We start from the raw sequence: 21,859 nt of genomic DNA on the forward strand, positions 1-21,859 counted from the left end.
TCATCAAATTATTTTAATAGCAGTCTCTTGATCCGCTCAAGTTTTAAGCGTAATGACCCATTATAAATATGATTATTAGATTTTAATACAACACCACCAATAATTTCTGGATCAACTTTTTCTTCAAGAATTACCTTATTTGCACCAACTACTTTAGCAAATGAAGCCATTAAGCTTGTTTTTTGAACTTCATCAAGTGCAATTGCCGTTACAACTTGGGCATGAACAGTTTTTTCAAGTTGATCATTTAAGCGAACATATTCATCAATAATTGCTGCCAGATCATCAATTCGATCATAATCAAACAACATCTGCAATAAATTGGCTACTAAAGGAGAAGCAGCCGTAACTAAAATTTGTAAAATTGTCCGCTTTTCCTGATAACTAACTCGTTTACTGTCCAAAACTTTAAGCAGTTCCGGTTGTTGTTGCAAAGTTTTCTTCAGCTCCAAAAGTTCAATCAACATCGGCTGACGCTGACTATTTTCTTCAGCCAACTCAAATAAAGCTTTGCCATAGCGTTGAGCAATAGTCATTTTACTTAGCTTCATTTTGCTTCCCCAACCCTTCAATGTAAGAATCAATCAATTCTTTTTGATCTTCAAGTTTGAGATTCTTAACGATGACTTTTGAAGCAATTGCTAGTGATAATTCGGCAACATCATCTTTAACGCTATTTAACGCATTCTGACGTTCACGAGCAATATCTTGTTTAGCATTTTCTTTAAGCGTTGCTACTTCCTGATTTGCATTATCAACGATTGTTTCTTTTTGCTGTTCACCATTGGATTTAGCACGTTCGATAATTTGAGAAGCTTCAACATGAGAGTCTTTCAAGGCTGCTTGGCGCTGGTTTTCCAACTTCTCAGCTTTTTGGCGAGATTGTTCTGCATTGTCAATATCAGAAGCAATTTTATCGGCCCGTTTTTCCATCATGGAAGTCACAGGTCCCCAAGCAAAATGCTTAATCAAAGCCATCAAAACGATAAAAAGAACTAAATAAAATAGTGTATCTCCCCAAAGTATTCCGCTAGCACCTAACAAAAATTCTGAACTCATTTATTGACACCTCCTATTTTCAAGCCATAATAATTTGCAAAAAACATTACTTGGCAAGTAACAGGAATGAGATAACAATGGCAATAATCGGAACAGCTTCAACTAAGCCGACACCGATAAACATATTAGTTCTCAATTTGCCTTCCAATTCAGGTTGACGTGCCATTCCTTCAAGCAACTTAGCAATGACCAAGCCATCACCAATCGCACCACCAATCGCAGCACCAGCAGCAGCAAGACCTGCACCAATCATAGTTAATGAACCCATATTAAAATCCTCCTTGTTTACTCTTTTTCGACTTTTTTAGAAATATAAACCATTGTTAATGTGACAAATACGTAGGCTTGGATGCTTCCAATAAAGACTGAGAAGCCTTGCCAAATCAATTCAAGCGGTATTGCCGGAATAAACGAGGCAATCCCATAAGCATTACTAAATTGATAAATCAATTTCAGTAATACTTCACCTGAATAAATGTTTCCATACAAACGAAGAGCCAGCGTTAAAAAGTTGGTGAACTCTTCTAAAATACTAATCGGTAGTAAAAATGGAACTGGGCTCAAATAAGCATTTTTAAAATAATTCTTGAACCCCAATTTTTTAACTCCAAGAAAATGGGCTAATACCAAAACCATGAATGCAAGGGTCATAGTTGTCATTACATCAGCTGTTGGACTTTTGACATAGGTTACGTTGTTTGCAGAAATTTGCAACATCAAACCTAACTGATTTGAAATGAAAATAAATGAAAACAACGTAAATATCAACAATCCAAACTTTTGACCCTCGCGTTCAGGCATGACACCTTTGATAATACCATTAGTAAAATCAACGATCCATTCAATAACATTTTGCTTTTTATTCGGCTTTAATTCCAAATTTCTTGAGAGGAAAAACATTAAAGCAAAGACAATAACTGCTGCTATTAATCCTGGCACATCGTTACCGATATCGAAAGGAATGCCAAAAAAAGTCTGAACATTAGCTCCTTCACCCACCAAGTCTCACCTCTTTTCACACTGAACAATCAAACAACATAAAGAAAATACAAAAAAGGTTCCAAAAAATTACTCTCTGAATACAATGAGAATAATACCACTAATTTACAAAAAACACAAAACATTTTTGAAATTAAGAAAACGCTTACCGTCGCAGTTTAAAGGCAAATTTTTCAGAAAATGATTCATAAAAAAATGGGGTTTTCTTAAATTTTCAATAAAATTGTGTACTTTTTAGCAAGGATCATGAAAAAAGTTATCAAAAAAAAGTAAAAAAGATTCAAACCAAAAATGATTTGAATCCTCCGAAACTTTATTAATTATTTTGTGCCGAATAAACGATCACCAGCATCCCCCAAGCCAGGAACAATATAACCATTCTCATTCAAATGATCATCTAAAGCAGCCGCATAAATATCAACATCAGGATGAGCTTGCCGCAATGCTTTAACACCTTCAGGAGCTGCCACTAGACAAACAAATTTAATATTAACTGCTCCTCGTTTTTTTAAGGCATCAACAGCCATAATTGAAGAGCCGCCAGTCGCCAACATTGGATCAACGATCAAGATTTCGCGGCTTGCCAAATCATCGGGCATTTTAACAAAGTATTCAACTGGCTTTAAAGTTTTTTCATCACGATACATTCCAACGTGACCAACTTTAGCTGCCGGGATCAATTCCAAAATTCCGTCGACCATGCCTAGCCCAGCTCGTAAAATCGGTACAACTACAACTTTCTTACCAGCTAAACGCTTCATCTTAGCTTTAGCAATCGGTGTTTCAATCACACAGTCCTCCAATGGCATGTCACGCGAAACCTCATAAGCCATTAATTCAGCAATTTCATTTACGACTTCTCTAAATTCACGAGTTCCGCAATCTTTATTACGAATGATTGATAATTTATGCTGAATCAGCGGATGGTCCAAAACTTTAAATTTTCCCAATTTTAAGCAACTCCTTTGATTTCTTTTTCTATTTTAACTGACTAACACTCTAATTTCCAGGATTGTTTCTAGTAAAAAAAGCGTTCCCTGAAGACTTGCGCAAACGGTTCATATAAGCAGTTCCTAAACCAGTTTCTGGGTAGGCAGCCGTTAAGATCCAGTTGACCTTTTGTTGATCATCAAAATTTCTCAAGCCAGCAAAGAGACGATGACTTGCTGTTTGAACAGTTTCACCGAGATCATAGGGCAAACAATTAGTTGGCAAACCTTGTTTGATCACTGCAGTTGACGCCATCACTCCGATCTTTTCTGGTTGTTTGGCTGCCCACTGCAAAGCCGCTGGCCACAATGCTTCCTTGACCATTAAAACTTGGGCATCTGGTGCATAATGTTTATATTTCATTCCGGGTGCTTTAGGAATCTCTTGGGCACCAACCTGATGACGATCAGAGATTACCGGCCGTTGTAAAAAGCTTTCTAGTTCTTCTACGGTTATTGCCCCTGGCCGCAAAACAGTCGGTATCTTCGTTGAAAGATCAATAATCGTTGATTCGACTCCGACTTGCGTTGATCCATCATTAATGATTCCAGCAATCCGACCTTCTAAGTCATGAAAAACGTGAGCTGCAGTCGTTGGACTCGGTTTGCCAGATGAATTAGCGGAAGGGCCAACGATTGGTACGCCGGCTAATTCAATTAACTTACGAGTAACCGTATTTGCTGGCATTCTGAAAGCAGCTGTTTTTAAGCCACCGGTTACTGCATTTGGTAAAGACCCTAATTTAATTTTGAAAATCAAAGTCAAAGGACCTGGCCAATAATGTTCAATTAATTTGTGAGCTACTGGACTTATTTCAGTTGCATACTTTTCAACCATTTTTACAGATGAAACTGTCACGATCAAAGGATTATCTGATGGACGGCCTTTAGCTAAATAAACTCGTTTAACTGCCTGCTCATTAGTTGCATCTGCCCCTAAGCCATAAACTGTTTCAGTTGGAAAAGCAATCAATTCACCCTTTTTTAATTCATCAGCAGCTTGGTCTACTTGATCAGGCCGATAAATTTTTGTTATTACCAATTTTATTCCTCCATATAAACTACTCGCACCATCCGATCTTTACCAGTAAGATCTTTTTTGACAGTAACTTCAACCTGCGCTGGACTTTTCAAAAAAATTTCTTTGACACGAGCTGCCTGTTGAAAACCAATTTCTAAATATAAACGGCCCGCTGGACGCAAATATTTTTGAACCTGCTGAGCCAATTGCCGATAAAAGTATAAGCCATTTTCAGCTGCAAATAAAGCTTGTTGTGGTTCATGTTCAAGGACGCTTTTGTCCATGAATTTTTTTTCATTGGCTGCAATATAAGGCGGGTTAGAAATAATTAAGTCAAAATCACCCGACAAAGGCGCCAATAAATCTCCTTGGCAGCAAGTAACGTCTGCATGCAACCTGGTAGCATTTTTTTTGGCCACTTTCAAAGCTGCGGTCGAAATATCACTCAAAACCACTTGCCAATTTGGGCGTGCCATTTTCAACGAAATTCCAATGGCACCACTGCCAGTTCCAATATCTGCAACTCTTAATGCAGGCTGTCGAGCCGCCGTATCAGCTAAGACCCATTCAACCAATTCTTCAGTTTCTGGACGCGGGATCAGTACCGCTGCGTCAACATAAAATTCATGACCAAAAAACTCTGCTTGCTGTAATAAATACTGCACTGGCCAGCCAGCTAAGTACTGATTAGTTAACTTAATGAGCCGACCTTTAGTTTCAGTTGGTAATGGTTGGCGCAGGTTCCGTAATAATTCAATTTGACTCCAACCAGTAATTCCCAAAAGCAAACTATCGACCGCCGCCGACTCACCGCCTTCAGCTTGGACTTGATTTCTCAATTGCCGCAACAACTGAGCTAGTACCAGCGGTTTACGCATTTTCTAAATTCTCCAATTGTTTAGTTTGATCATATAAAATCAGTGCATCAATGACCTCTTCTAATTCACCATTCATGATTCGATCAAGTTTGTTAAGCGTTAAACCAATTCGATGGTCTGTCACTCGATTTTGCGGATAATTATAAGTCCGGATTCGTTCTGAACGGTCACCTGTTCCAACTGCCGACTTTCGATTTTGATCATATTCTTTTTGTTCACGTGATGCATAGTAATCATAGACGCGGGCTTTTAAAATCTGCATGGCTTTTTCCCGATTTTGCTGTTGTGAACGCTGATCTTGCATTGAAACCACAATTCCGGTTGGCAAATGAGTCATTCTAACAGCTGAGGAAGTTTTATTGATATGTTGTCCACCAGCCCCCGATGACCGAAAAACATCAACTCGAATGTCTTTCGGATCAAGCTCGATTTCAACATCCTCTTCTTCTGGCATCACGACAACGGTTGCGGTTGAAGTATGAACTCGTCCTGCTGATTCAGTAACTGGTACTCGCTGAACGCGGTGGGCGCCGCTTTCATATTTAAGCTTGGAATAAACGCTCTTGCCATTAACAACTAGCGCAATTTCTTTAAAACCACCGACTTCGGTCACATTTTTATCAACAACTTGAATATTCCAACCTTGTTTTTCTGCATATTTTGAATACATACTGAACAAATCAGCCGCAAACAGACTTGCTTCATCACCGCCAGCTGCTCCACGGATTTCCATGATAATATTCTTTTCATCATTAGGATCTTTAGGCAACAACAGCAATTTGATCTTTTCTTCCAACTGAGCACATTTTTCTTTAGCAGTATTCAATTCATCTTTGACCATTGCAGCCATTTCATCATCTAATTTCTCATTCAGCATTTCCTGGTCATCAGCAATCGTTTGACCAACTTTTTTATATTCGCGATATTTTTCGACTGTTTCGCGCAAATCAGCCATTTCTTTTGATAATTTAGTAAATTTAGGCGTATCGGCAATCACCTCTGGATCAGAAAGTAATTCGCCTAATTCTTCATAGCGATCCTCAAGTGTTTGCAGCCGTTTAAATAAATCATTCATTATATCTTATTTCCTCCATACTAATTTCGTTTTTAACGACATTGCTTAAATGGCGGATGTAAATAATGATGCCGACAAACGGGATAGTAGCTCTCATTTCCGCCAATTTTGATTTGAGCACCGCTATAAACCGGCTGACCATTGTCGATCCGTAAATTCATGATTGCCTTTTTGCCGCAAAACCAACAAATCGTTTTCATCTCCTCAATTTTATCCGCATAAAGCAATAAGTACTTTGATCCTTCAAATAATTCATTGCGAAAATCGTTTTTTAAGCCAAAAGTCATCACTGGGATCTTCAGTTCATCAACAATTCGCGCCAATTCTTTAACGTGGTGCTTTTTTAAAAATTGCGCCTCATCAATCAAAACACAAGCCAGATCATGTTTTTGCTGATCATCTTCAATGATCTTAAATAGATTCGTTTGATCAAAAATTGTTAGCGCCGACCGTTTTAGGCCGATTCGACTGGCAATCTCACCCACTTGAGTTCGATTATCAATGGCACTTGTTAGCAGCACCACTCGTTTATGCTGCTCTTCATAATTATGAGCCACTTTTAAAATTTCAATACTTTTACCGCTATTCATTGTTCCATAGCGAAAAAATAACTGTGCCACATTAAACAACTCCAAAAAAATAGACTTTCTTATCTAGTATAAATGATTTCGAATAAAATTTCACTAGCAACAATCGTTAGCATCTTTCGCGGTAAAATTTAAATTTGTGGTATGATACAAAAGGTATCTTAACTAGTTAAGCAATTTGAATTGGAGGAACAGTTATGTCACTAAAAAGTGCAGTGGCGATCACAGCCGGAAAAAGTGCCCATTGGTTTTTAAAAACCTTTTTGCATGGGGGCACTGCTCTGCCGGGAAAACTGACTCTGGCAATTGACCCGAACGTCCTGAAAACTCTGGGTGCTAATTATGAAACAGTCATCATCACCGGAACCAATGGAAAAACCTTAACGACCGCCTTGACTGTTAAAACTTTGCGGTCTAAGTATTCCGTTTTAACAAACCCAAGTGGCTCCAATATGAACCAAGGGATCGTAACAGCTTTCTTAACTGCTCAAAAAACCAAGAGCGGCAAAAATTTGGCGGTTCTCGAAACTGATGAAGCTAACGTTGAAATTGTTACACGTTATTTGCATCCCAAGGTTTTCGTTTTAACCAATATTTTCCGTGATCAAATGGATCGTTATGGAGAAATTTATACAACCTATGAAAAGATTTTAAAGGGCATTCGACTAGAGCCAACCGCAACAATCATTGCAAATGGCGATGCACCAATCTTCAACAGTCAACAATTACCTAATCCGACAATTTATTATGGAATCGATCAGGGCAATGATCAACAACTGCAGGCCGCACCGAATACCGACGGCTTGCTTTGTCCAAAATGTCAGCACATTTTACGCTATCACCAACTATCTTATAGCAACCTTGGCAAATATTATTGTCCTAACTGTGATTTTAAACGGCCGGTTTTAACTCATCAAGTTGAAAAAATTATTCGGCAAAAGCCGACCAGTTCAACCCTCATAATTGACCACCAACCATTAACTTTGCAGATTGGTGGGACTTATAATATTTATAATGCTTTAGCAGCTTTTAGTGTTGCCCGCTTTTTTGGAATTTCAGCGGCCAAAATTGCTGAAATCTTTGATCGTAACGATGAAAAAGTCTTTGGTCGTCAAGAAGTCATTGCCATTCAAGATAAACAAGCAACTTTAATTTTAGTCAAAAATCCGGTTGGCTTAGATCAAGTGCTGGAAATGATTAAAACTGACCCAGATCAATTCTCGTTAGCCGTTTTATTAAATGCTAATTATGCTGACGGAATCGATACCAGTTGGATTTGGGATGGCGGTTTTGAAAAGCTCCCCTTTGAACGGATTCCGGTTGTCTTGACCGGCGGAGAGCGTTGGCGCGACATCACTTTCCGCCTGCGAGTTGCTGGAGCAGATCAGACAAATTTCCAGCAAGCACCGGCATTAAGCAAAGTTGTTGAACAAATTAAAAAACTGCCAACACAAAAAATTTATATTCTCGCAACTTATACTGCTATGCTGCAATTAAGGAAACTCTTAGCTGAACAAGGATTCATTAAAGAAGGGATGGATTAGCATGAAATATGAATTGCAGATTGCACATTTATACGGTGATCTGTTAAACACTTACGGCGATATTGGCAATTTATTGGTGTTGAATTACTATGCTAAGCAAATGGATACCCAAGTCAAAGTGAAAGTTGTTAGTCTGAATGATCCTTTTGATCCCGACGAGTTCGATCTAGTCTTTTTTGGTGGCGGTCAAGATTATGAACAACTAATCGTTTCACGCGATATTCAGCGTAAGAAAAACAACTTGACTGACTTTATCAATGATGGCGGTCCTGTTTTAGCAATTTGCGGTGGCTATCAACTATTGGGCAAATATTACATTGGTGCCAAAGGTGAAAAAATTGCTGGAATCAGTGCTTTGTCGCATTATACTAAAAGCCAGATCAATCACCGCTTTATCGGTAACATTGAAATTGAAAATGAAGAAACTGGTCAGAAATATCACGGCTTTGAGAATCATAATGGCCTAACCTATCTTGGACCAGATGAGCGACCGTTAGGAAGAGTCCTGAGTGGGCATGGGAACAATGGTGAAGATCAAACTGAAGGGGCCATTTATAAAAATACTTTCTGTTCATACTTTCACGGCCCAATTCTGGCACGCAACGGTGAACTAGCTAAACGACTGTTATTAATTGCTTTAAAGCGGCGTTATCCAACAGCTGATTTAAAATTACCAGCAGAATTAAAAATTAAACCAACCTATTAAAAAAATAACCAGTCTGACTTAAAGTGGCGGAAAAGTTCGAGAAAGCTCGAACGACCATTTAAGTTTGACTGGTTATTTTTCGGTAAGATAAGTTGTGATGATTTTATCTCGCCAAGTTAAAAATTCTTGGTTGTGTTCTTTAGGATGAACCCGATTAGTTAAGCCAATTAAGGCACTTTGCGAACTACGATCTAAAAGCATAAAAGTCCCCGTATAGCCGGTATGATAAATACATGCTCGACCAGCCCGATCATAGCGCAGATCCCAGCCTAAAGAACGACCAGCACTGTGGGTCGGTGTCTGATCGGTGAACAACTGATCCCGCAATTTCTCAGTAAATAGCGGTGGCGACAATCGATCAGCTAACAGCCACTGAACAAACTTGATTAGATCAGCTAACGGAGCAAATAAGCCGGCTGAACCGCAATGTTCTTTTAAAATTTGCGCTTTAGGGTCATGAACAATGCCTTGTAACAATCCATGCTGAGAAGAATAAGTCGTCGGCACGCAATCAGCTATCCGTGGAGAAAAAGTACTGTGCTCCATTTTCAAAGGTTTTAAAACTTCAGCAGTAATCACTTGTTGAACTGGTTTATTAAACAGCTGTTCAATAATTTCGCCTAAGAATATCATTCCTAAATCAGAATATTCAACTCGTTTGCCCAGCCAATCACCAGTCTGAAGTGTGTATAAAGCTGCTAATAACTTTTTGGCTGGCAATTGATTACGATGAGGAATATAACCGGTAATCGCTGCTGTATGGGTTAATAATTCGCGAATCGTAACCCGTGGATCATAAAACCTTGGCAAATATTTTCTGACTGAATCCACTAAATCTAATTGGCCAGTTGAAAGCAATTTTAAAATCACTGTTGTCGTTCCAACGACTTTGGTCAAAGAAGCTAAATCATATAATTGATTTGGTTTGAGCAGCTTTTTTTCAGGGACTAACTGACTATACCCTAAAACCTCGGTCTCTACGATTTGATTCTTTTGTAAAATTGCATAAGAAAGACCTGGAACGATTTGATTTGTGACCATTTGCCGCAATAGCGCAACTGTCTGTGAGTCTAAACTCACGATTTTCGACTTCCTTTCTGAGGCTTAACTGGTGTTTTTAGAACAAATTTTTCATCAGTATAATCAACCTGGCAAATTTGAACATTTTTTAACAACATTCGTGGAACTTTTCCGTTTAAGCTTTCAATAAAAACTGATAAAATCAAAGCATGGGTTACAACCAAGATACTGCTTTCAGGTTGATTTGAATTATATTTATGACCAATGTATCTTAAAGTCTGTGTCATCCGATTAACCAATTGACGAGCGCTTTCGATTTGTGAACTATGATCAACTTGCTGGAATAAATCCGTCAATTTACTGGCATGGTGTGGCTGATAAAAAGCTCGCCAAATATTCACCGGTCCCAGCAAACGAATAATTTCCGGCAAAACTTGGCGATTTTTACCTTCTTCAAAACGGCCAAAGCTCAGTTCACGCAAGCCTGGATCGCGATAAATCGGTACATCAGGCTGATTGTTTTCTTTTAAAATTAATTTGGCTGTTGTATAGGTACGATCCAGATCACTGGCGTAAGCAGCTGAAAAATTGATTCCTTTTAAGTTTTGTCCAGCTTTAACAGCGGCAGCTTTTCCTTTTTTAGTTAATGGTGAATCCGTGATTCCCTGTAAACGATGATAACGATTCAATTTGGTTTGTCCATGACGGACTAGATAAAAATGAACAGTCAATTCAATCACCCCCATTAACTAACTCTTGAAATTATTAGATGGTTCAATTATAACAGAAATATTGTTACAATTAAGGAAAAGACAAGATAAAAGAGGATTGAGCACATTGGCAAGTAATTCTGATTCAATTTTTTATTTATTATCACACTTAAAACGACATCCACAAGCAGCTAGCTGTTTGCCGGTCCACGAAAATAATATTGTTCGTTTAAAGGTCGATGCCAAAATCAAAGTTGCAGACGCTGACATCTATTTTCCAACTAATCATTTAATGGTTAATCGGCTAACTGATAATTTTGTTGCTCAACACGGTGAACTTTTAGATTATTACCAAAAATTCACTAATATGCAAAAACCGCATTATACTGATGTTTGGGTAACAACTACCTTCATTCAGCCCGCCAATTATTATTTTATTGAACTTTCATATGAATAACTTATTTAAAGCGTACGGATTGCAATAAAATCAAATTCAGCAGCAAAAAACCGGCCGTGAAGAGAAAAACTGCTTGATAACTAAAGGCGCTAGAAATAACTGAGCCTAAGAGCGGTCCCAAAACCCCACCAATTGCCTGCGAGGATTGATTGTAGCTGAAAATTCGACCGAAAGCTTCTTGTGGAACATCAACGGTTAAAACTGTTTGGACAGCCGGCAACATTGCCGCACTGGAAAGCCCCAACAAGAAACGCAAAATTCCTAACTGCCAGGTAGTTTGTACAAAATACATTGGCACAAACACAATCATACTGATCAATAAACCACTCAGCAAGACTTTTTGGGCACCAATTTCGTCCATTAAATGTCCAATTCTTGAAGCAACCAATAAGGTGCCAAAACCTGGCATGGCAGCGATTATCCCACTCACTAAAGAAACATTTCCTTGATGATGCATCAACTGGCGGACTAGCAGACTGATGATCGGTGAAATTGACATTAACGATGACTGAACTAAAAGTGTCGTTAAAAACATAACAATAATTAATTTTTTATTTGTTAGCCGATGAAAGATTTCTTTCATCGGTTTTAATTTTTTAGCCGGAATCGGAACAAAATGTTCTTTGACAAAGAGATAAGTCAAGCCAAATACTACCCCCATCAACAGACCGGTAATAAAAAACGGCATTCGATAACCCCACGCACCGGCCATCACTCCGCCAAATAACGGGCCAAGCAAAGTCCCAGTCACACTGGCTGTCATCAAGTTCCCCATAATTTGCCCACTATGCTGATGTGGTGTTTCTCCAGCCATCAGTGCAGTCGCATTATTGATATAACCGGAAAAAACTCCTTGCAAAAAACGTAAAATAATGATTGTTAAAACATTCTGGGCTAACCCAGTGAAAAAGATTGTCAAGGCCATTACACCGGATGCTCGCAAACACATTAATTTTCGGCCACGTAAATCAGCTAATTTCCCCCAAAAAGGTGAAACAATTGCTTGTGACAAAAAAGTAATTGCAAAAGCTAATCCGGAATAAGTGTTTAACTGCCAATTATTAAATTTTCCCAGCGAATCTATGTAAAGTGAAATAAAGGGCATCGTCATCGAATAACCCAAAGAAGTGATAAAACACCCAAACCATAAAATAAAAAAACTTTGCCGCCACTGACGACTATGCATCAAATCTATCTCTGCCAATCAATTACCCTCCCACAATTAATTAGTTGCAGTCTAATTAATCATAACATTAAAATTTACTTCTATCCAAAAAAGCTAGGACAAAAACTAACAATTTGTCCTAGCTTTCAGTTTTTCAAGAATCCTTAATCATCTAAATCTCGCTCAATATTTAAACCATAAAGTTTGCTGACGGGTTTATTTTTATCAATCGGATGAACAACGAGAATTGTTGTTGCACCTTTACTGCTGACATAACCGGCAAATTCGGCCACTTCCTCAACTTGATAGGCCAAGCCGTCGGAATTATAAATGTATTGACCCGCGACTGGCATACTTTCAAAGTAAGCCTTATTCATCCGGTAATACTCGTTTTCACCATCATGCATTACAAGCAGAACTTTAAACAACAAAATCACCCTCCGTTAGCTTGAATCGTGCCTGCGACCAGCCGATCAGAGATCAAAACCTAAACATTGATAACTTTATCGAGAAAGGCTTTAGTTCGAGCATTTTGCGGATGGTCAAAGACCTGTTCCGGTTTGCCTTCTTCAACAACTTTACCATCAGCCATAAAAACGACCCGATCGGCAACTTCTTTGGCAAAACCCATTTCATGGGTGACAACGACCATTGTCATCCCTTCTTTAGCAAGCTTTTTCATAACTTCCAAAACATCCCCAACCATTTCTGGATCAAGTGCCGAAGTGGGTTCGTCAAATAACATTATATCAGGTTTCATCGCCAATGCACGAGCAATTGCAACCCGCTGTTTTTGTCCGCCAGACAAAGACTGTGGCATAGCTGAAAATTTATCTTCCAACCCAACAGCTTTGAGTAACCTTTTACCTTGTTGGGCCGCTTCTTCTTTCGAGAGTTTGGCCAATTCAACTGGTGCTAGCTCAATATTTTCACCAACAGTCAAATTATTAAACAAATTAAAGTGCTGAAAAACCATGCCAATGTTCTGCCGAGCTAAATCAATATTCGTCTTCGGATCACTGATATCGCGACCGTCAATAATGATTTTACCCGAAGTTGGCGTCTCCAAACGATTCAAGCAGCGTAATAAAGTACTCTTGCCGGAACCGGAAGGACCAATCAAAACAACCACTTCATTGTCAGCAACTTTAAAATCAATTCCTTTTAAAACATGATTGTCACCAAAATTCTTTTTTAGATTGGTCACGTCTACTTTTAAATTAGTCATCAGTCATTAATCCTCCGTTCTATCCATTTCGATAACAAGGTCAAAATCGTAATGATCACCAGATAAATAACTGCAATGATCGTCCAGACACGGAAGCCTTGCAAGTTCCGAGCAATAATAATTTTGCCGGTTTGAGTCAGTTCAAGGATCCCGATAATTGATAAGATCGACGTATCCTTTAGAGTAATAATGAACTGATTAATAAACGAAGGAATCATAATTTTAATTCCCTGCGGCAAAACTACTTTGCGCATTGCTTTGCCAAATGGAAGTCCCAAGCTGCGGGCAGCCTCCATTTGACCACTGTCAACCGCATCGATTCCACCTTTAACAAAAGCTGCTGTATAGGCTCCCTCATTCAGAGTTAAAGTTATAATTCCAGCAACAAAGGCTGGAATTTTAGATCCAGTCAAGCTCGGAACCCCATTGTAAATAAATAATGCCAAGACCAGCAATGGCAGGCCACGGAAAATATAGATAATTGTTGTTGAAACTCCCTGCGAGAATTTATTAGGGATGACACCCAACAAACCAACTAAAATCCCAAAAATCGTAGCACAAATAATCGAAACAACAGTCAACTTAATAGTTTCAAGCAAACCAGTTAAAATTGATTGGTAATTTTCTTTGATCAAACCAGCAAACGTATTGCTGGAATCATCTTTTTTCTCATCGGCCTTTTTCTTAGCTGAAGTCGCTGAGTTGCCGGTATACTTTTTGATGATCTGGTCATACTTACCGTTTTTCTTAAGTTTGGCCAATCCGGCATTAAACATCTTCATCAGTTTTTGATTATGGCCTTTTTTGACAGCAAAGCCGTACTTACCAATATCAGCTGGTTTAGTGACAATCTTCAAACCAAGTCCGGTTCGAACTCCGTAATTCAAAACTGCACTATCATCAAAGCAAGCCGCCGAGTTACCGGTTTTGACATCGTTATACATATTATCTGAATCATCGAAAGTAACTGTCTTAAAACCGTACTTTTTCTTTAATGAATTAGCATATGTGGCACCTTGTGTTCCAGTTTTCACAGCTACCCGCTTGCCCTTTAAATCCTTCAAGCTTTTAATATTGCTTTTAGGTGCAACGGCCATGACGATGCCCGATTCATAGTAAGGAGTCGAAAACTGGAAGGTTTTTTCTCTTTCCTTAGTGATTGTCATGCCAGAAATAATTCCATCAAATTGCCCAGAACTAACCCCCTGGACAGCGGCGTTAAATCCAACCGGTTTGATTTCGATTTTAAATCCTTCTGTTTTGGCAATCGTCCGAATCAGTTCCATATCGATTCCCACATACTTATTGTGAGAATTAGCATAAACAAATGGTGGAAAAGTCACATCCGTCCCAATTGTATAAGTTTTTGCTTGAACTTGTGATTGTTTGCCAACTAAAACAGCAAAAAAAGCCGCTAACAACAAACAAAGTGCTGCAAAGTGTTTCTTCATTTTTCCCCCACCTTTTACTATAATGTTAAAATTATATCATAAATCTGTAATTATTTATTAAGCAAGGTAACTGATAGCGTTTTAATTAGCTTAATTAGTTTTTTTTTAAAGAAATATCCATTGCTTGCTTTCTTTTCAAAAGCTATTTTTAAATTATTGGGCTTAAAATGTCAATTTGATGATGATGATTTTACGCCTATTTCTGCAATTTTGATGTTATAATCGAAAAGTAAAAACTATTTTATTTTCAAATAAAATTTGCTTAACTGGTCATCTAATCTGGCGACCAGTTATTGATTCAATTAGAACGGAGTGATTTGTTTTGATGAATGGATCAGACTTCCAACGTAAAAATGTTCCCAATTTAACCTCAAAATTACGTTCAGATATTGTGTCAGCTCCAACTACTATTCGTAATGCTTCAGGAATCAATCTTTTTGGGAAACGAATCAAGAGCATTATTTATACCATGGACGTTGCAGTCATCGCAAATTGCAATGCTGATGCTGTTTTGGCTGTTTATCCTTGGACGCCAAATACTAAAATTCTCAATGCAATTGCAACTGTTTCAAATGTCCCAATTTTAGCTGGCATCGGCGGTGGTCTAACAAAAGGCCTGCGCTCAGCAACTGTTGGTTTTTTTGCTGAAGAAAATGGTGCCCAGGCAGTTGTTTTAAATGCACCAACAACGCTTGATACGATCAATAGTGTTAAACGCGTTGTTGACGTTCCAATTATTTATACGGTTGTCAATCAAAGTGTTGATTTGCAAGAACGAATCCAGGCCGGCGTGAAAGCATTCAATATTGCAGGGGGCAAACAAACTGCTCAATTAGTTAGTTGGGTCCGTCAACAGATCGAACCTTTTGCTCCTAATTTTCCAATTATTGCTTCTGGTGGTAAAACGGCTGCCAGTATTCAACAAACTATTGATGCGGGTGCAAATGCGATCACTTTTACTGCTTATGGAATGACTGAAGCAGTTTTCCAAAGGAAGATGGAGCTTTATCGACAGCAAAACAATTAAAAAGGTTCATTGTACCGGATTTTCCCAGTTCAACGAACCTTTTATATTTACATAGTTATTTTAATTTTGCTGAAAGAATCGACTTCCACCTACCAATAAGAAGAGACCTAACCATAACCACCACAGGCCAAACAAAAGTTTAATCCCAATCACAATCAAGACCAGCGGAATTAAAATTCCTAAAAAGCCTTTAAACAACTTCCAGCTTAGCCAAATCAAAAGCAAAACTGTTAATAAGATCATCCATCGATCCTCCTTTATAATTGAATTTTACCATAGAAATTTACTGATGCTTCTTAATTTTTTGCTAAAAAAAAGCTGGAAAAGCTCCCAACTTAATTTAAAGAATCTATAATTCCCTTTTCAATTCAATATGATTGTACTTAACCGCTAAACGCCTTCCGCAGCTATCGGATGCAAACTTTTGATCTGACTAGCAGCGATTAAATGACCAGCAATCACCAAATAGCCATTAGTAATCATCAATTGATTCAAGCTTGAAAAAACTTCGCTAAAACTGCCATCAAAAGTCTGTTTAAATTTTCCTCCATTAATTAATTCAACCTCGACTCTTGTCATTTAATCACCCCATTTTAATCTATCTCTAATTTTTATTATACCACTTTCATTTAATTTAGTTTAAAGATTACTCTAATTTCTTAAAAACAAATTTTTAAGCAGCTTTTCATTCAGCAAACAAAAATTTTCTCCCCATTACTTTACATCCATTAGCTTAAACGGCTTTTAAATTTCTCAAAAGCTTTAAATAAGGCGGGGCGAATTATTTTTTGACTGGCAGTTTTTGGCATTTGATCCAACTGACAAAAATAATGTGGAACTTTATAATGAGCCAATTGCTGATAACCGTAAGCTTTCAGCAACCTTGAATCGATCCGTTTTCTAGCAGTAAAAAAGGCACAGGGAACTTGACCCCACTTTTGATCTGGAACACCAATAACCGCAAACTCGGTCACTGAATCATAGTTTTGATAAACGTTTTCGATTTCTTGTGGAAAAATATTTTCTCCGCCGGAAATGATCATCTCATTTTTTCGACCTTTGACATAGAGATAACCAGTTTGATCAAAATATCCAATATCTCCGGTCTTAAACCAGTTATCGGCAGTCATTTGCTGCTGAAAACTGGCTGGGTTATCTAAATAAGTAGTAACAATATTTGGACCTTTAAGCTGAATTTCAGCGTCTGATTTGCTAAGCCGTAACTGAATTGGAAATAATGGCTTGCCAACGGAACCAATATGCCGCGGGGCATCTGCAAAACTTAAAGCCACCACTTGCGAACAGGTTTCAGTCATCCCATAAGACTGAACTACCGGCAAATTCAACTGGCGGCAACGATTGAGTGTCGCTAAATCAATCGGTCCACCCCCCAGCAAAAAGCCACGAAACTTTGGCTGATAACCTGTCGCTGGAAATTCAGTTAATAGCTGTTGCAGCATCTGCGGTACAACCGACATTAAGGTGACTGGACTAGTTTGTAGAGCTTTATTAACTGACTCCGTTGAAAAATGTGGCAACAATAGTACTCCCATTCCATAAATTAAACTGCGCATCATAATTGATAAGCCGCTGATATGAAATAGTGGCAAAGCACATAGCCATAACTCAGCTGGGTCTAAACCAAGATTGAACGCTGAACCGACAGCAGAGAAAAAATGGTTGCCAAAAGTCTGTACCACTCCACGCGGTTGACCAGTCGTTCCTGAAGTATACATAATTGATGCAACCTCGTTCAAAGCAAACTCTTTTTCTAAGGTCACCTTAGAAACAGCCAACCTGAAAAGCTGGCTTAACTTGAAAGTTTTGATTCTTAAAAGTTCTGCCGAAGACCAGTTCAGCTGTAAATCATCATCGATTAATAATAGCTTGACTTTAGATAATCTTACCTGTTGAGAAATTTCTGACAAACTTAAACGATAATTTAAAAGAACCGGCAAAGCACCGATTTGCTGTAAAGCTAAAATGACAAAATAACTGTTAGCCGTATTACTGGCTAAAACAGCAATCCGATCAGCTTTTCTAATTTTTAAAGCAACCAATCCGCTAGCAACTTGACGTACTTTATTCAACAACTCTTTAAAATTTAAATGTTGCCCCTGATAAATCAAAGCTAGTTTATCTGGTTTAGCTGTTGCTTGTTTAATCAACCAATTTTGCATCTTGATCTTCCTTTTAAATTTAAAATTCTAGGGAAATTTTGGGAATTTATCAAAATTCGGCTTACGTTTTTGATTGAAAGCATCTCGACCTTCTTTAGCTTCAGCTGAAGTATAATAAAGCATGGTGGCATCTCCAGCAAATTGCTGCAAACCAGCTAAGCCATCGGTATCAGCATTCATGGCAGCTTTTAAAAAGCGTAAAGCCATTGGTGATTTGGTCAATAACTCATCACACCACTTCAAGGTTTCTTTTTCGATAGCTGCCAATGGAACCACTTTATTGATCCAATTCATTTGGAAAGCTTCCTGTGCTGTATATGAGTGATTCAAAAACCAAACTTCTTTTGCCCGCTTATGACCAATCACCCGAGCTAAATAACCGGAACCATACCCACCATCAAAGCTGCCAACCTTGGGCCCAGTCTGCATAAATTTAGCGTTGTCAGCTGCAATTGTCAGATCACAGACTAACTGCAAGACATTGCCGCCGCCAACCGACCAACCTTTAACCATTGCAATTACTGGCTTGGGAATGATGCGGATCAAATGTTGTAAATCTAAAACATTTAAACGCGGAATCTTGTCTGAACCAACGTATCCGCCATTCCCGCGAACGGATTGATCACCGCCAGAGCAAAAAGCCAAATCACCAGCCCCAGTTAAAATAATGACTCCAACTGAGCTGTCATCACGACAAATAGTAAAGGCATCGATCATTTCATTAACTGTTAACGGAGTAAAAGCATTGCGTTTTTCAGGTCGATTAATCGTAACTTTGGCTATTTTACCAGTTCTTTCGAAAATAATTTCTTGATAATCTTTAACTTTTTGCCATTTTTGCCTCATTTATTTAATTCATCCTTTCTGCTATCATACATAATATCAATCGAAATGGAGACTTAACTATGAATTTGTTAACTAACTTAGGAATCAAGATCATTAAAAAATCTAGTGAAAAAACCGTCCTCTCACTGTTGGTCAGTGATAAATTGAAACAACCATTTGGCTACTTGCACGGCGGGATCAATGCAGTTTTGGCAGAAACAGCCGCCAGCCTGGCAGCTAATCAGTTAGCCAATCCAAAACAGATTGCCATCGGTGTTTCAATCGATACTCATCACTTAAAAACAGTTACTAACGGTGTTCTCATTGCTGAAGCGATTCCTTTGCAACTAGGAAGATCCCTCCAAACCTGGTCAGTTAAAACCTTTTTAAAAAATAATGCAGTACTAACCAGCTACAGCATCGTGACAACTAAACTAGTTAATAAAAGGTAAGTATCACACAACATTTTATTTTAGCACAGAACTGAAGTCAGCGTTATTTAGAAGCTGGCTAACACTAGCTAAAAGAAAAGGGTCTATACTTTCTGATATTGGTGAAACATAAAATCCAATATCAGTTTTTTTAAAGTTGAAGGCCTTAGAACTGTTAGATCTAGCGCTGTTTATCATTTCAAGGCGGTTGTCATTGATTTAAATGCCAATTACTTTTCCCGCATGCCAAAATCATTATTGATCGCTTTCACATTGTTCAATTGGTAAATCAGGCTTTCGATCAGCTTAGGGTTACGATTTTAAAGCAACAAAGCGATAAGCATAGCCGGATTTACAAAGCTTTAAAAATCAATTGGCGCTTGTTTCATAAAGATGCAGAAAAAGTTGATGATTCTAAAGTGAAATATTTCAGGGGAATCAATGAATATATGACACAACAAAACCTAATTGCTTTAAGATTCAGCGCTATTCCAAAGCTTAAATCTGCTTTATAAAGCAGCACAACAAATTCAAGTGTCAATTAAAAAGCATGATGTGAAAAAGCTCTGCCTTATCTTGAACAATTATCAAAAGCAAAGTTCACCAATGGATGCTTCAATTACAACCCTGAAGAAAAACTTAAAATATATTTCAAGCAGCTGTGAATCAGCGTTTTCCAACGGACCGATTGAAGGAATCAATCGCAAAACTAAAGCACTTAAACGGATCTGCTACGGATTCAAAAATATAGACCATTTTCTATGCCAGAATTCTTTTAATTGTAAAATAAAAAAGCCCCCCTACTCAGAGGACTCCATGGCTCTACTAATCCGATTTGATAACGGTCCTAGCCGGATTTGAACCGGCGATCTCCTGCGTGACAGGCAGGCGTGATAGACCCCTACACCATAGGACCAATTGCGGGAGCAGGATTTGAACCTACGACCTTCGGGTTATGAGCCCGACGAGCTACCAGACTGCTCCATCCCGCGATAATTAAAAGTGACCCGTACGGGATTTGAACCCATGTTACCGCCGTGAAAGGGCGGTGTCTTAACCACTTGACCAACGGGTCAAAAAAAACGGAGAAGGAGGGATTTGAACCCTCGCGCCGTTTTCACGACCTACACCCTTAGCAGGGGCGCCTCTTCAGCCACTTGAGTACTTCTCCAATAAGCGGGTGACGAGAATCGAACTCGCGACAACAGCTTGGAAGGCTGTGGTTTTACCACTAAACTACACCCGCATTTTAACTATGGCGCGGGACAGAATCGAACTGCCGACACATGGAGCTTCAATCCATTGCTCTACCGACTGAGCTACCGAGCCATCAAAAAAATATGAAACGGTCCTAGCCGGATTTGAACCGGCGATCTCCTGCGTGACAGGCAGGCGTGATAGACCCCTACACCATAGGACCAATTGCGGGAGCAGGATTTGAACCTACGACCTTCGGGTTATGAGCCCGACGAGCTACCAGACTGCTCCATCCCGCGATAATAAGGAGGATGAGAGATTCGAACTCTCGCGTGGTTTTACCCACCTGACGGTTTTCAAGACCGTTCCCTTCAGCCAAACTTGGGTAATCCTCCATATAAATAATCAATGACTTCCTACAAGGCTACATTTAACCTCTATGGACCTTGTAGGACTCGAACCTACGACCGGACGGTTATGAGCCGTCTGCTCTAACCAACTGAGCTAAAGGTCCAAGCTCCATCATGAATATCGCGGTGAAGGGGATCGAACCCCTGACCTCCCGGGTATGAACCGGACGCTCTAGCCAGCTGAGCTACGCCGCGATCTAAATAAATTACATTAGTGAAAAAATCACTCATCGGGAAAACAGGATTCGAACCTGCGACCCCCTGGTCCCAAACCAGGTGCTCTACCAAGCTGAGCTATTTCCCGTTAATAATGCACCCAGTAGGAGTCGAACCTACAACCTTCTGATTCGTAGTCAGACACTCTATCCAATTGCGCTATGGGTGCATATTACTAAGCGGAAGACGGGATTCGAACCCGCGACCCCCACCATGGCAAGGTGATGTTCTACCACTGAACTACTTCCGCATAAGCAAATGCCGACTAGACGATTCGAACGCCCGACCCTCTGATTACAAATCAGATGCTCTACCAACTGAGCTAAGTCGGCAGAAGTTAATTAACACAACGACTTAATTATAATAACAAATTGATGCCACAATGTCAATACCTTTTTGCCACAATGAGTCGTGACAGGCTCGAACTGTCGACCCTCTGATTAAAAGTCAGATGCTCTACCAACTGAGCTAACGACTCAATGGAGGATACAGGGCTCGAACCTGTGACCCTCTGCTTGTAAGGCAGACGCTCTCCCAGCTGAGCTAATCCTCCATTTAAGCACGGCAGCTTCCTACCCTCGCAGGGGGCGATCCCCCAACTACTCTTGGCGTTAAGAAGCTTAACTTCTGTGTTCGGCATGGGTACAGGTGTATCCTTCTTGCTATCGCCACCGCACTTCTCTT

General features: G+C 39.2%; 25 protein-coding genes, 17 tRNA genes, 1 rRNA gene and 1 pseudogene. 7 read left to right on the forward strand and 37 right to left on the reverse strand.

Features of this window, described 5'->3' with window-relative positions:
- Positions 1 to 8: 8 nt before the first annotated feature.
- From atpH to KH893_RS03135, 9 genes are all read right to left on the reverse strand, one after another.
- Complete coding sequence (gene atpH / locus KH893_RS03095) at positions 9 to 551, reverse strand: ATP synthase F1 subunit delta (protein ID WP_281164711.1); 543 nt, start codon at positions 549 to 551, stop codon at positions 9 to 11.
- Positions 538 to 1,059: a F0F1 ATP synthase subunit B gene (gene atpF, locus KH893_RS03100; protein WP_281164712.1), complete on the reverse strand. Its 522-nt coding sequence runs from the start codon at positions 1,057 to 1,059 to the stop codon at positions 538 to 540. The genes atpH and atpF overlap by 14 nt, the downstream gene beginning before the upstream one ends.
- 46 nt (positions 1,060 to 1,105) lie before the next feature.
- The gene (atpE, locus tag KH893_RS03105) at positions 1,106 to 1,327 is read right to left on the reverse strand and encodes a F0F1 ATP synthase subunit C (RefSeq protein ID WP_281164713.1); all 222 of its coding nucleotides are present in this window, start codon (positions 1,325 to 1,327) and stop codon (positions 1,106 to 1,108) included.
- A gap of 17 nt (positions 1,328 to 1,344) precedes the next feature.
- Positions 1,345 to 2,058, reverse strand: coding sequence for a F0F1 ATP synthase subunit A (gene atpB, locus KH893_RS03110; RefSeq protein WP_281164714.1), 714 nt, complete (start codon positions 2,056 to 2,058; stop codon positions 1,345 to 1,347).
- A 320-nt stretch (positions 2,059 to 2,378) separates the two neighbouring features.
- Positions 2,379 to 3,008, reverse strand: coding sequence for a uracil phosphoribosyltransferase (gene upp / locus KH893_RS03115; RefSeq protein WP_281164715.1), 630 nt, complete (start codon positions 3,006 to 3,008; stop codon positions 2,379 to 2,381).
- A gap of 49 nt (positions 3,009 to 3,057) precedes the next feature.
- A complete protein-coding gene (locus KH893_RS03120; RefSeq protein ID WP_281164716.1) occupies positions 3,058 to 4,089 on the reverse strand; it encodes an L-threonylcarbamoyladenylate synthase in 1,032 nt (343 codons plus the stop codon).
- Between the two features lie 2 nt (positions 4,090 to 4,091).
- On the reverse strand, positions 4,092 to 4,946 hold the full coding sequence (gene prmC, locus KH893_RS03125) for a peptide chain release factor N(5)-glutamine methyltransferase (RefSeq protein ID WP_281164717.1): 855 nt from the start codon (positions 4,944 to 4,946) through the stop codon (positions 4,092 to 4,094).
- Positions 4,939 to 6,021: a peptide chain release factor 1 gene (gene prfA, locus KH893_RS03130; RefSeq protein WP_281164718.1), complete on the reverse strand. Its 1,083-nt coding sequence runs from the start codon at positions 6,019 to 6,021 to the stop codon at positions 4,939 to 4,941. Before prfA ends, prmC begins: the two co-directional genes overlap by 8 nt.
- Positions 6,022 to 6,053: 32 nt before the next feature.
- Positions 6,054 to 6,641, reverse strand: coding sequence for a thymidine kinase (locus KH893_RS03135; RefSeq protein WP_281164719.1), 588 nt, complete (start codon positions 6,639 to 6,641; stop codon positions 6,054 to 6,056).
- 164 nt (positions 6,642 to 6,805) lie between these two features.
- Between KH893_RS03135 and KH893_RS03140 the strand changes: the two genes are divergently transcribed.
- Together KH893_RS03140 and KH893_RS03145 are read left to right on the forward strand one after the other, a co-directional pair.
- On the forward strand, positions 6,806 to 8,152 hold the full coding sequence (locus tag KH893_RS03140) for a Mur ligase family protein (RefSeq protein WP_281164720.1): 1,347 nt from the start codon (positions 6,806 to 6,808) through the stop codon (positions 8,150 to 8,152).
- 1 nt (position 8,153) lies between these two features.
- The gene (locus KH893_RS03145; protein WP_281164721.1) at positions 8,154 to 8,858 is read left to right on the forward strand and encodes a type 1 glutamine amidotransferase; all 705 of its coding nucleotides are present in this window, start codon (positions 8,154 to 8,156) and stop codon (positions 8,856 to 8,858) included.
- A gap of 72 nt (positions 8,859 to 8,930) precedes the next feature.
- On the opposite strand, the gene KH893_RS03150 is transcribed toward KH893_RS03145, so the two are convergent.
- Positions 8,931 to 9,899 carry a serine hydrolase domain-containing protein gene (locus KH893_RS03150; RefSeq protein WP_345803723.1) on the reverse strand — a complete coding sequence of 323 codons (969 nt, stop codon included), beginning with the start codon at positions 9,897 to 9,899 and terminating at the stop codon, positions 8,931 to 8,933.
- 35 nt (positions 9,900 to 9,934) lie between these two features.
- Complete coding sequence (locus tag KH893_RS03155) at positions 9,935 to 10,618, reverse strand: histidine phosphatase family protein (protein ID WP_281164734.1); 684 nt, start codon at positions 10,616 to 10,618, stop codon at positions 9,935 to 9,937.
- Between the two features lie 97 nt (positions 10,619 to 10,715).
- On the opposite strand from KH893_RS03155, the gene KH893_RS03160 reads away from it, so the two are divergent.
- Entirely contained in the window at positions 10,716 to 11,045 is a 330-nt protein-coding gene (locus KH893_RS03160) for a hypothetical protein (RefSeq protein WP_281164723.1), read from the forward strand.
- A gap of 1 nt (position 11,046) precedes the next feature.
- Here the strand turns inward: KH893_RS03160 and KH893_RS03165 are convergent, their stop codons facing one another.
- The 4 genes from KH893_RS03165 to KH893_RS03180 all read right to left on the reverse strand — a co-directional run bounded on the left by KH893_RS03165 (position 11,047) and on the right by KH893_RS03180 (position 14,889).
- Positions 11,047 to 12,231 carry an MFS transporter gene (locus KH893_RS03165; RefSeq protein ID WP_281164735.1) on the reverse strand — a complete coding sequence of 395 codons (1,185 nt, stop codon included), beginning with the start codon at positions 12,229 to 12,231 and terminating at the stop codon, positions 11,047 to 11,049.
- Positions 12,232 to 12,374: 143 nt separating this feature from the next.
- Complete coding sequence (locus KH893_RS03170) at positions 12,375 to 12,638, reverse strand: LysR family transcriptional regulator (RefSeq protein ID WP_281164724.1); 264 nt, start codon at positions 12,636 to 12,638, stop codon at positions 12,375 to 12,377.
- Between the two features lie 59 nt (positions 12,639 to 12,697).
- Positions 12,698 to 13,438 (reverse strand): amino acid ABC transporter ATP-binding protein, encoded by a 741-nt coding sequence (locus KH893_RS03175; protein WP_281164725.1) that lies wholly within the window; start codon positions 13,436 to 13,438, stop codon positions 12,698 to 12,700.
- Positions 13,438 to 14,889, reverse strand: coding sequence for an amino acid ABC transporter substrate-binding protein/permease (locus KH893_RS03180; RefSeq protein WP_281164726.1), 1,452 nt, complete (start codon positions 14,887 to 14,889; stop codon positions 13,438 to 13,440). Before KH893_RS03180 ends, KH893_RS03175 begins: the two co-directional genes overlap by 1 nt.
- 325 nt (positions 14,890 to 15,214) lie before the next feature.
- On the opposite strand from KH893_RS03180, the gene KH893_RS03185 reads away from it, so the two are divergent.
- Entirely contained in the window at positions 15,215 to 15,916 is a 702-nt protein-coding gene (locus tag KH893_RS03185) for a hydrolase (protein ID WP_281164736.1), read from the forward strand.
- A gap of 60 nt (positions 15,917 to 15,976) precedes the next feature.
- Here the strand turns inward: KH893_RS03185 and KH893_RS03190 are convergent, their stop codons facing one another.
- The 4 genes from KH893_RS03190 to menB form a co-directional block, all read right to left on the reverse strand.
- On the reverse strand, positions 15,977 to 16,159 hold the full coding sequence (locus KH893_RS03190; RefSeq protein WP_281164727.1) for a hypothetical protein: 183 nt from the start codon (positions 16,157 to 16,159) through the stop codon (positions 15,977 to 15,979).
- Between the two features lie 147 nt (positions 16,160 to 16,306).
- Complete coding sequence (locus tag KH893_RS03195; protein WP_281164728.1) at positions 16,307 to 16,495, reverse strand: hypothetical protein; 189 nt, start codon at positions 16,493 to 16,495, stop codon at positions 16,307 to 16,309.
- A gap of 149 nt (positions 16,496 to 16,644) precedes the next feature.
- Positions 16,645 to 18,096 carry an o-succinylbenzoate--CoA ligase gene (locus KH893_RS03200; RefSeq protein ID WP_281164729.1) on the reverse strand — a complete coding sequence of 484 codons (1,452 nt, stop codon included), beginning with the start codon at positions 18,094 to 18,096 and terminating at the stop codon, positions 16,645 to 16,647.
- Positions 18,097 to 18,123: 27 nt separating this feature from the next.
- On the reverse strand, positions 18,124 to 18,942 hold the full coding sequence (menB, locus tag KH893_RS03205) for a 1,4-dihydroxy-2-naphthoyl-CoA synthase (protein WP_281164730.1): 819 nt from the start codon (positions 18,940 to 18,942) through the stop codon (positions 18,124 to 18,126).
- A gap of 59 nt (positions 18,943 to 19,001) precedes the next feature.
- On the opposite strand from menB, the gene KH893_RS03210 reads away from it, so the two are divergent.
- From KH893_RS03210 to KH893_RS03215, 3 genes and pseudogenes are all read left to right on the forward strand, one after another.
- The gene (locus tag KH893_RS03210; protein WP_281164731.1) at positions 19,002 to 19,373 is read left to right on the forward strand and encodes a PaaI family thioesterase; all 372 of its coding nucleotides are present in this window, start codon (positions 19,002 to 19,004) and stop codon (positions 19,371 to 19,373) included.
- A gap of 224 nt (positions 19,374 to 19,597) precedes the next feature.
- Positions 19,598 to 19,867: pseudogene (locus KH893_RS13170) on the forward strand (transposase); the annotation flags it as partial.
- Complete coding sequence (locus KH893_RS03215; protein ID WP_427859749.1) at positions 19,857 to 20,213, forward strand: transposase; 357 nt, start codon at positions 19,857 to 19,859, stop codon at positions 20,211 to 20,213. The pseudogene KH893_RS13170 and the gene KH893_RS03215, both read left to right, overlap by 11 nt.
- Here KH893_RS03215 and KH893_RS03220 read toward each other — a convergent pair.
- The 18 genes from KH893_RS03220 to rrf all read right to left on the reverse strand — a co-directional run bounded on the left by KH893_RS03220 (position 20,195) and on the right by rrf (position 21,851).
- Positions 20,195 to 20,268 (reverse strand) — tRNA-Asp (locus KH893_RS03220). The genes KH893_RS03215 and KH893_RS03220 overlap by 19 nt on opposite strands.
- A gap of 2 nt (positions 20,269 to 20,270) precedes the next feature.
- Positions 20,271 to 20,344: transfer RNA gene (locus KH893_RS03225), tRNA-Met, on the reverse strand.
- Positions 20,345 to 20,355: 11 nt separating this feature from the next.
- Positions 20,356 to 20,427, reverse strand: a tRNA-Glu gene (locus tag KH893_RS03230).
- 8 nt (positions 20,428 to 20,435) lie between these two features.
- A tRNA-Ser gene (locus KH893_RS03235) sits at positions 20,436 to 20,523 on the reverse strand.
- Between the two features lie 4 nt (positions 20,524 to 20,527).
- Positions 20,528 to 20,598, reverse strand: a tRNA-Gly gene (locus KH893_RS03240).
- A gap of 10 nt (positions 20,599 to 20,608) precedes the next feature.
- Positions 20,609 to 20,681, reverse strand: a tRNA-Phe gene (locus KH893_RS03245).
- Between the two features lie 17 nt (positions 20,682 to 20,698).
- A tRNA-Asp gene (locus KH893_RS03250) sits at positions 20,699 to 20,772 on the reverse strand.
- 2 nt (positions 20,773 to 20,774) lie between these two features.
- Positions 20,775 to 20,848, reverse strand: a tRNA-Met gene (locus KH893_RS03255).
- Between the two features lie 6 nt (positions 20,849 to 20,854).
- Positions 20,855 to 20,944: transfer RNA gene (locus tag KH893_RS03260), tRNA-Ser, on the reverse strand.
- Between the two features lie 45 nt (positions 20,945 to 20,989).
- Positions 20,990 to 21,063: transfer RNA gene (locus KH893_RS03265), tRNA-Ile, on the reverse strand.
- Positions 21,064 to 21,080: 17 nt separating this feature from the next.
- Positions 21,081 to 21,154: transfer RNA gene (locus KH893_RS03270), tRNA-Met, on the reverse strand.
- Between the two features lie 35 nt (positions 21,155 to 21,189).
- Positions 21,190 to 21,263: transfer RNA gene (locus KH893_RS03275), tRNA-Pro, on the reverse strand.
- A 7-nt stretch (positions 21,264 to 21,270) separates the two neighbouring features.
- Positions 21,271 to 21,344 (reverse strand) — tRNA-Arg (locus KH893_RS03280).
- Between the two features lie 9 nt (positions 21,345 to 21,353).
- Positions 21,354 to 21,425, reverse strand: a tRNA-Gly gene (locus KH893_RS03285).
- 9 nt (positions 21,426 to 21,434) lie between these two features.
- Positions 21,435 to 21,507, reverse strand: a tRNA-Thr gene (locus KH893_RS03290).
- 73 nt (positions 21,508 to 21,580) lie between these two features.
- Positions 21,581 to 21,653, reverse strand: a tRNA-Lys gene (locus tag KH893_RS03295).
- A 2-nt stretch (positions 21,654 to 21,655) separates the two neighbouring features.
- Positions 21,656 to 21,728 (reverse strand) — tRNA-Val (locus KH893_RS03300).
- Between the two features lie 6 nt (positions 21,729 to 21,734).
- Positions 21,735 to 21,851 (reverse strand): 5S ribosomal RNA (rrf, locus tag KH893_RS03305).
- Between the last annotated feature and the right edge of the window lie 8 nt (positions 21,852 to 21,859).

The organism is Liquorilactobacillus sicerae, from assembly GCF_029916425.1.
Lineage (GTDB): Bacteria > Bacillota > Bacilli > Lactobacillales > Lactobacillaceae > Liquorilactobacillus > Liquorilactobacillus sicerae.

Excerpts from the sequence above, each read along its gene's own strand:
- KH893_RS03175 (WP_281164725.1), bottom strand. The coding sequence starts at position 13,438 with ATGACTAATTTAAAAGTAGACGTGACCAATCTAAAAAAGAATTTTGGT.
- atpF (WP_281164712.1), bottom strand. The coding sequence starts at position 1,059 with ATGAGTTCAGAATTTTTGTTAGGTGCTAGCGGAATACTTTGGGGAGAT.
- KH893_RS03165 (WP_281164735.1), bottom strand. The coding sequence starts at position 12,231 with ATGCATAGTCGTCAGTGGCGGCAAAGTTTTTTTATTTTATGGTTTGGG.
- menB (WP_281164730.1), bottom strand. The coding sequence starts at position 18,942 with ATGAGGCAAAAATGGCAAAAAGTTAAAGATTATCAAGAAATTATTTTC.
- atpE (WP_281164713.1), bottom strand. The coding sequence starts at position 1,327 with ATGGGTTCATTAACTATGATTGGTGCAGGTCTTGCTGCTGCTGGTGCT.
- prfA (WP_281164718.1), bottom strand. The coding sequence starts at position 6,021 with ATGAATGATTTATTTAAACGGCTGCAAACACTTGAGGATCGCTATGAA.
- KH893_RS03195 (WP_281164728.1), bottom strand. The coding sequence starts at position 16,495 with ATGACAAGAGTCGAGGTTGAATTAATTAATGGAGGAAAATTTAAACAG.
- KH893_RS03145 (WP_281164721.1), top strand. The coding sequence starts at position 8,154 with ATGAAATATGAATTGCAGATTGCACATTTATACGGTGATCTGTTAAAC.
- KH893_RS03190 (WP_281164727.1), bottom strand. The coding sequence starts at position 16,159 with ATGATCTTATTAACAGTTTTGCTTTTGATTTGGCTAAGCTGGAAGTTG.
- KH893_RS03180 (WP_281164726.1), bottom strand. The coding sequence starts at position 14,889 with ATGAAGAAACACTTTGCAGCACTTTGTTTGTTGTTAGCGGCTTTTTTT.
- KH893_RS03185 (WP_281164736.1), top strand. The coding sequence starts at position 15,215 with ATGAATGGATCAGACTTCCAACGTAAAAATGTTCCCAATTTAACCTCA.
- KH893_RS03140 (WP_281164720.1), top strand. The coding sequence starts at position 6,806 with ATGTCACTAAAAAGTGCAGTGGCGATCACAGCCGGAAAAAGTGCCCAT.
- prmC (WP_281164717.1), bottom strand. The coding sequence starts at position 4,946 with ATGCGTAAACCGCTGGTACTAGCTCAGTTGTTGCGGCAATTGAGAAAT.
- KH893_RS03210 (WP_281164731.1), top strand. The coding sequence starts at position 19,002 with ATGAATTTGTTAACTAACTTAGGAATCAAGATCATTAAAAAATCTAGT.
- atpH (WP_281164711.1), bottom strand. The coding sequence starts at position 551 with ATGAAGCTAAGTAAAATGACTATTGCTCAACGCTATGGCAAAGCTTTA.
- KH893_RS03200 (WP_281164729.1), bottom strand. The coding sequence starts at position 18,096 with ATGCAAAATTGGTTGATTAAACAAGCAACAGCTAAACCAGATAAACTA.
- KH893_RS03150 (WP_345803723.1), bottom strand. The coding sequence starts at position 9,899 with ATGGTCACAAATCAAATCGTTCCAGGTCTTTCTTATGCAATTTTACAA.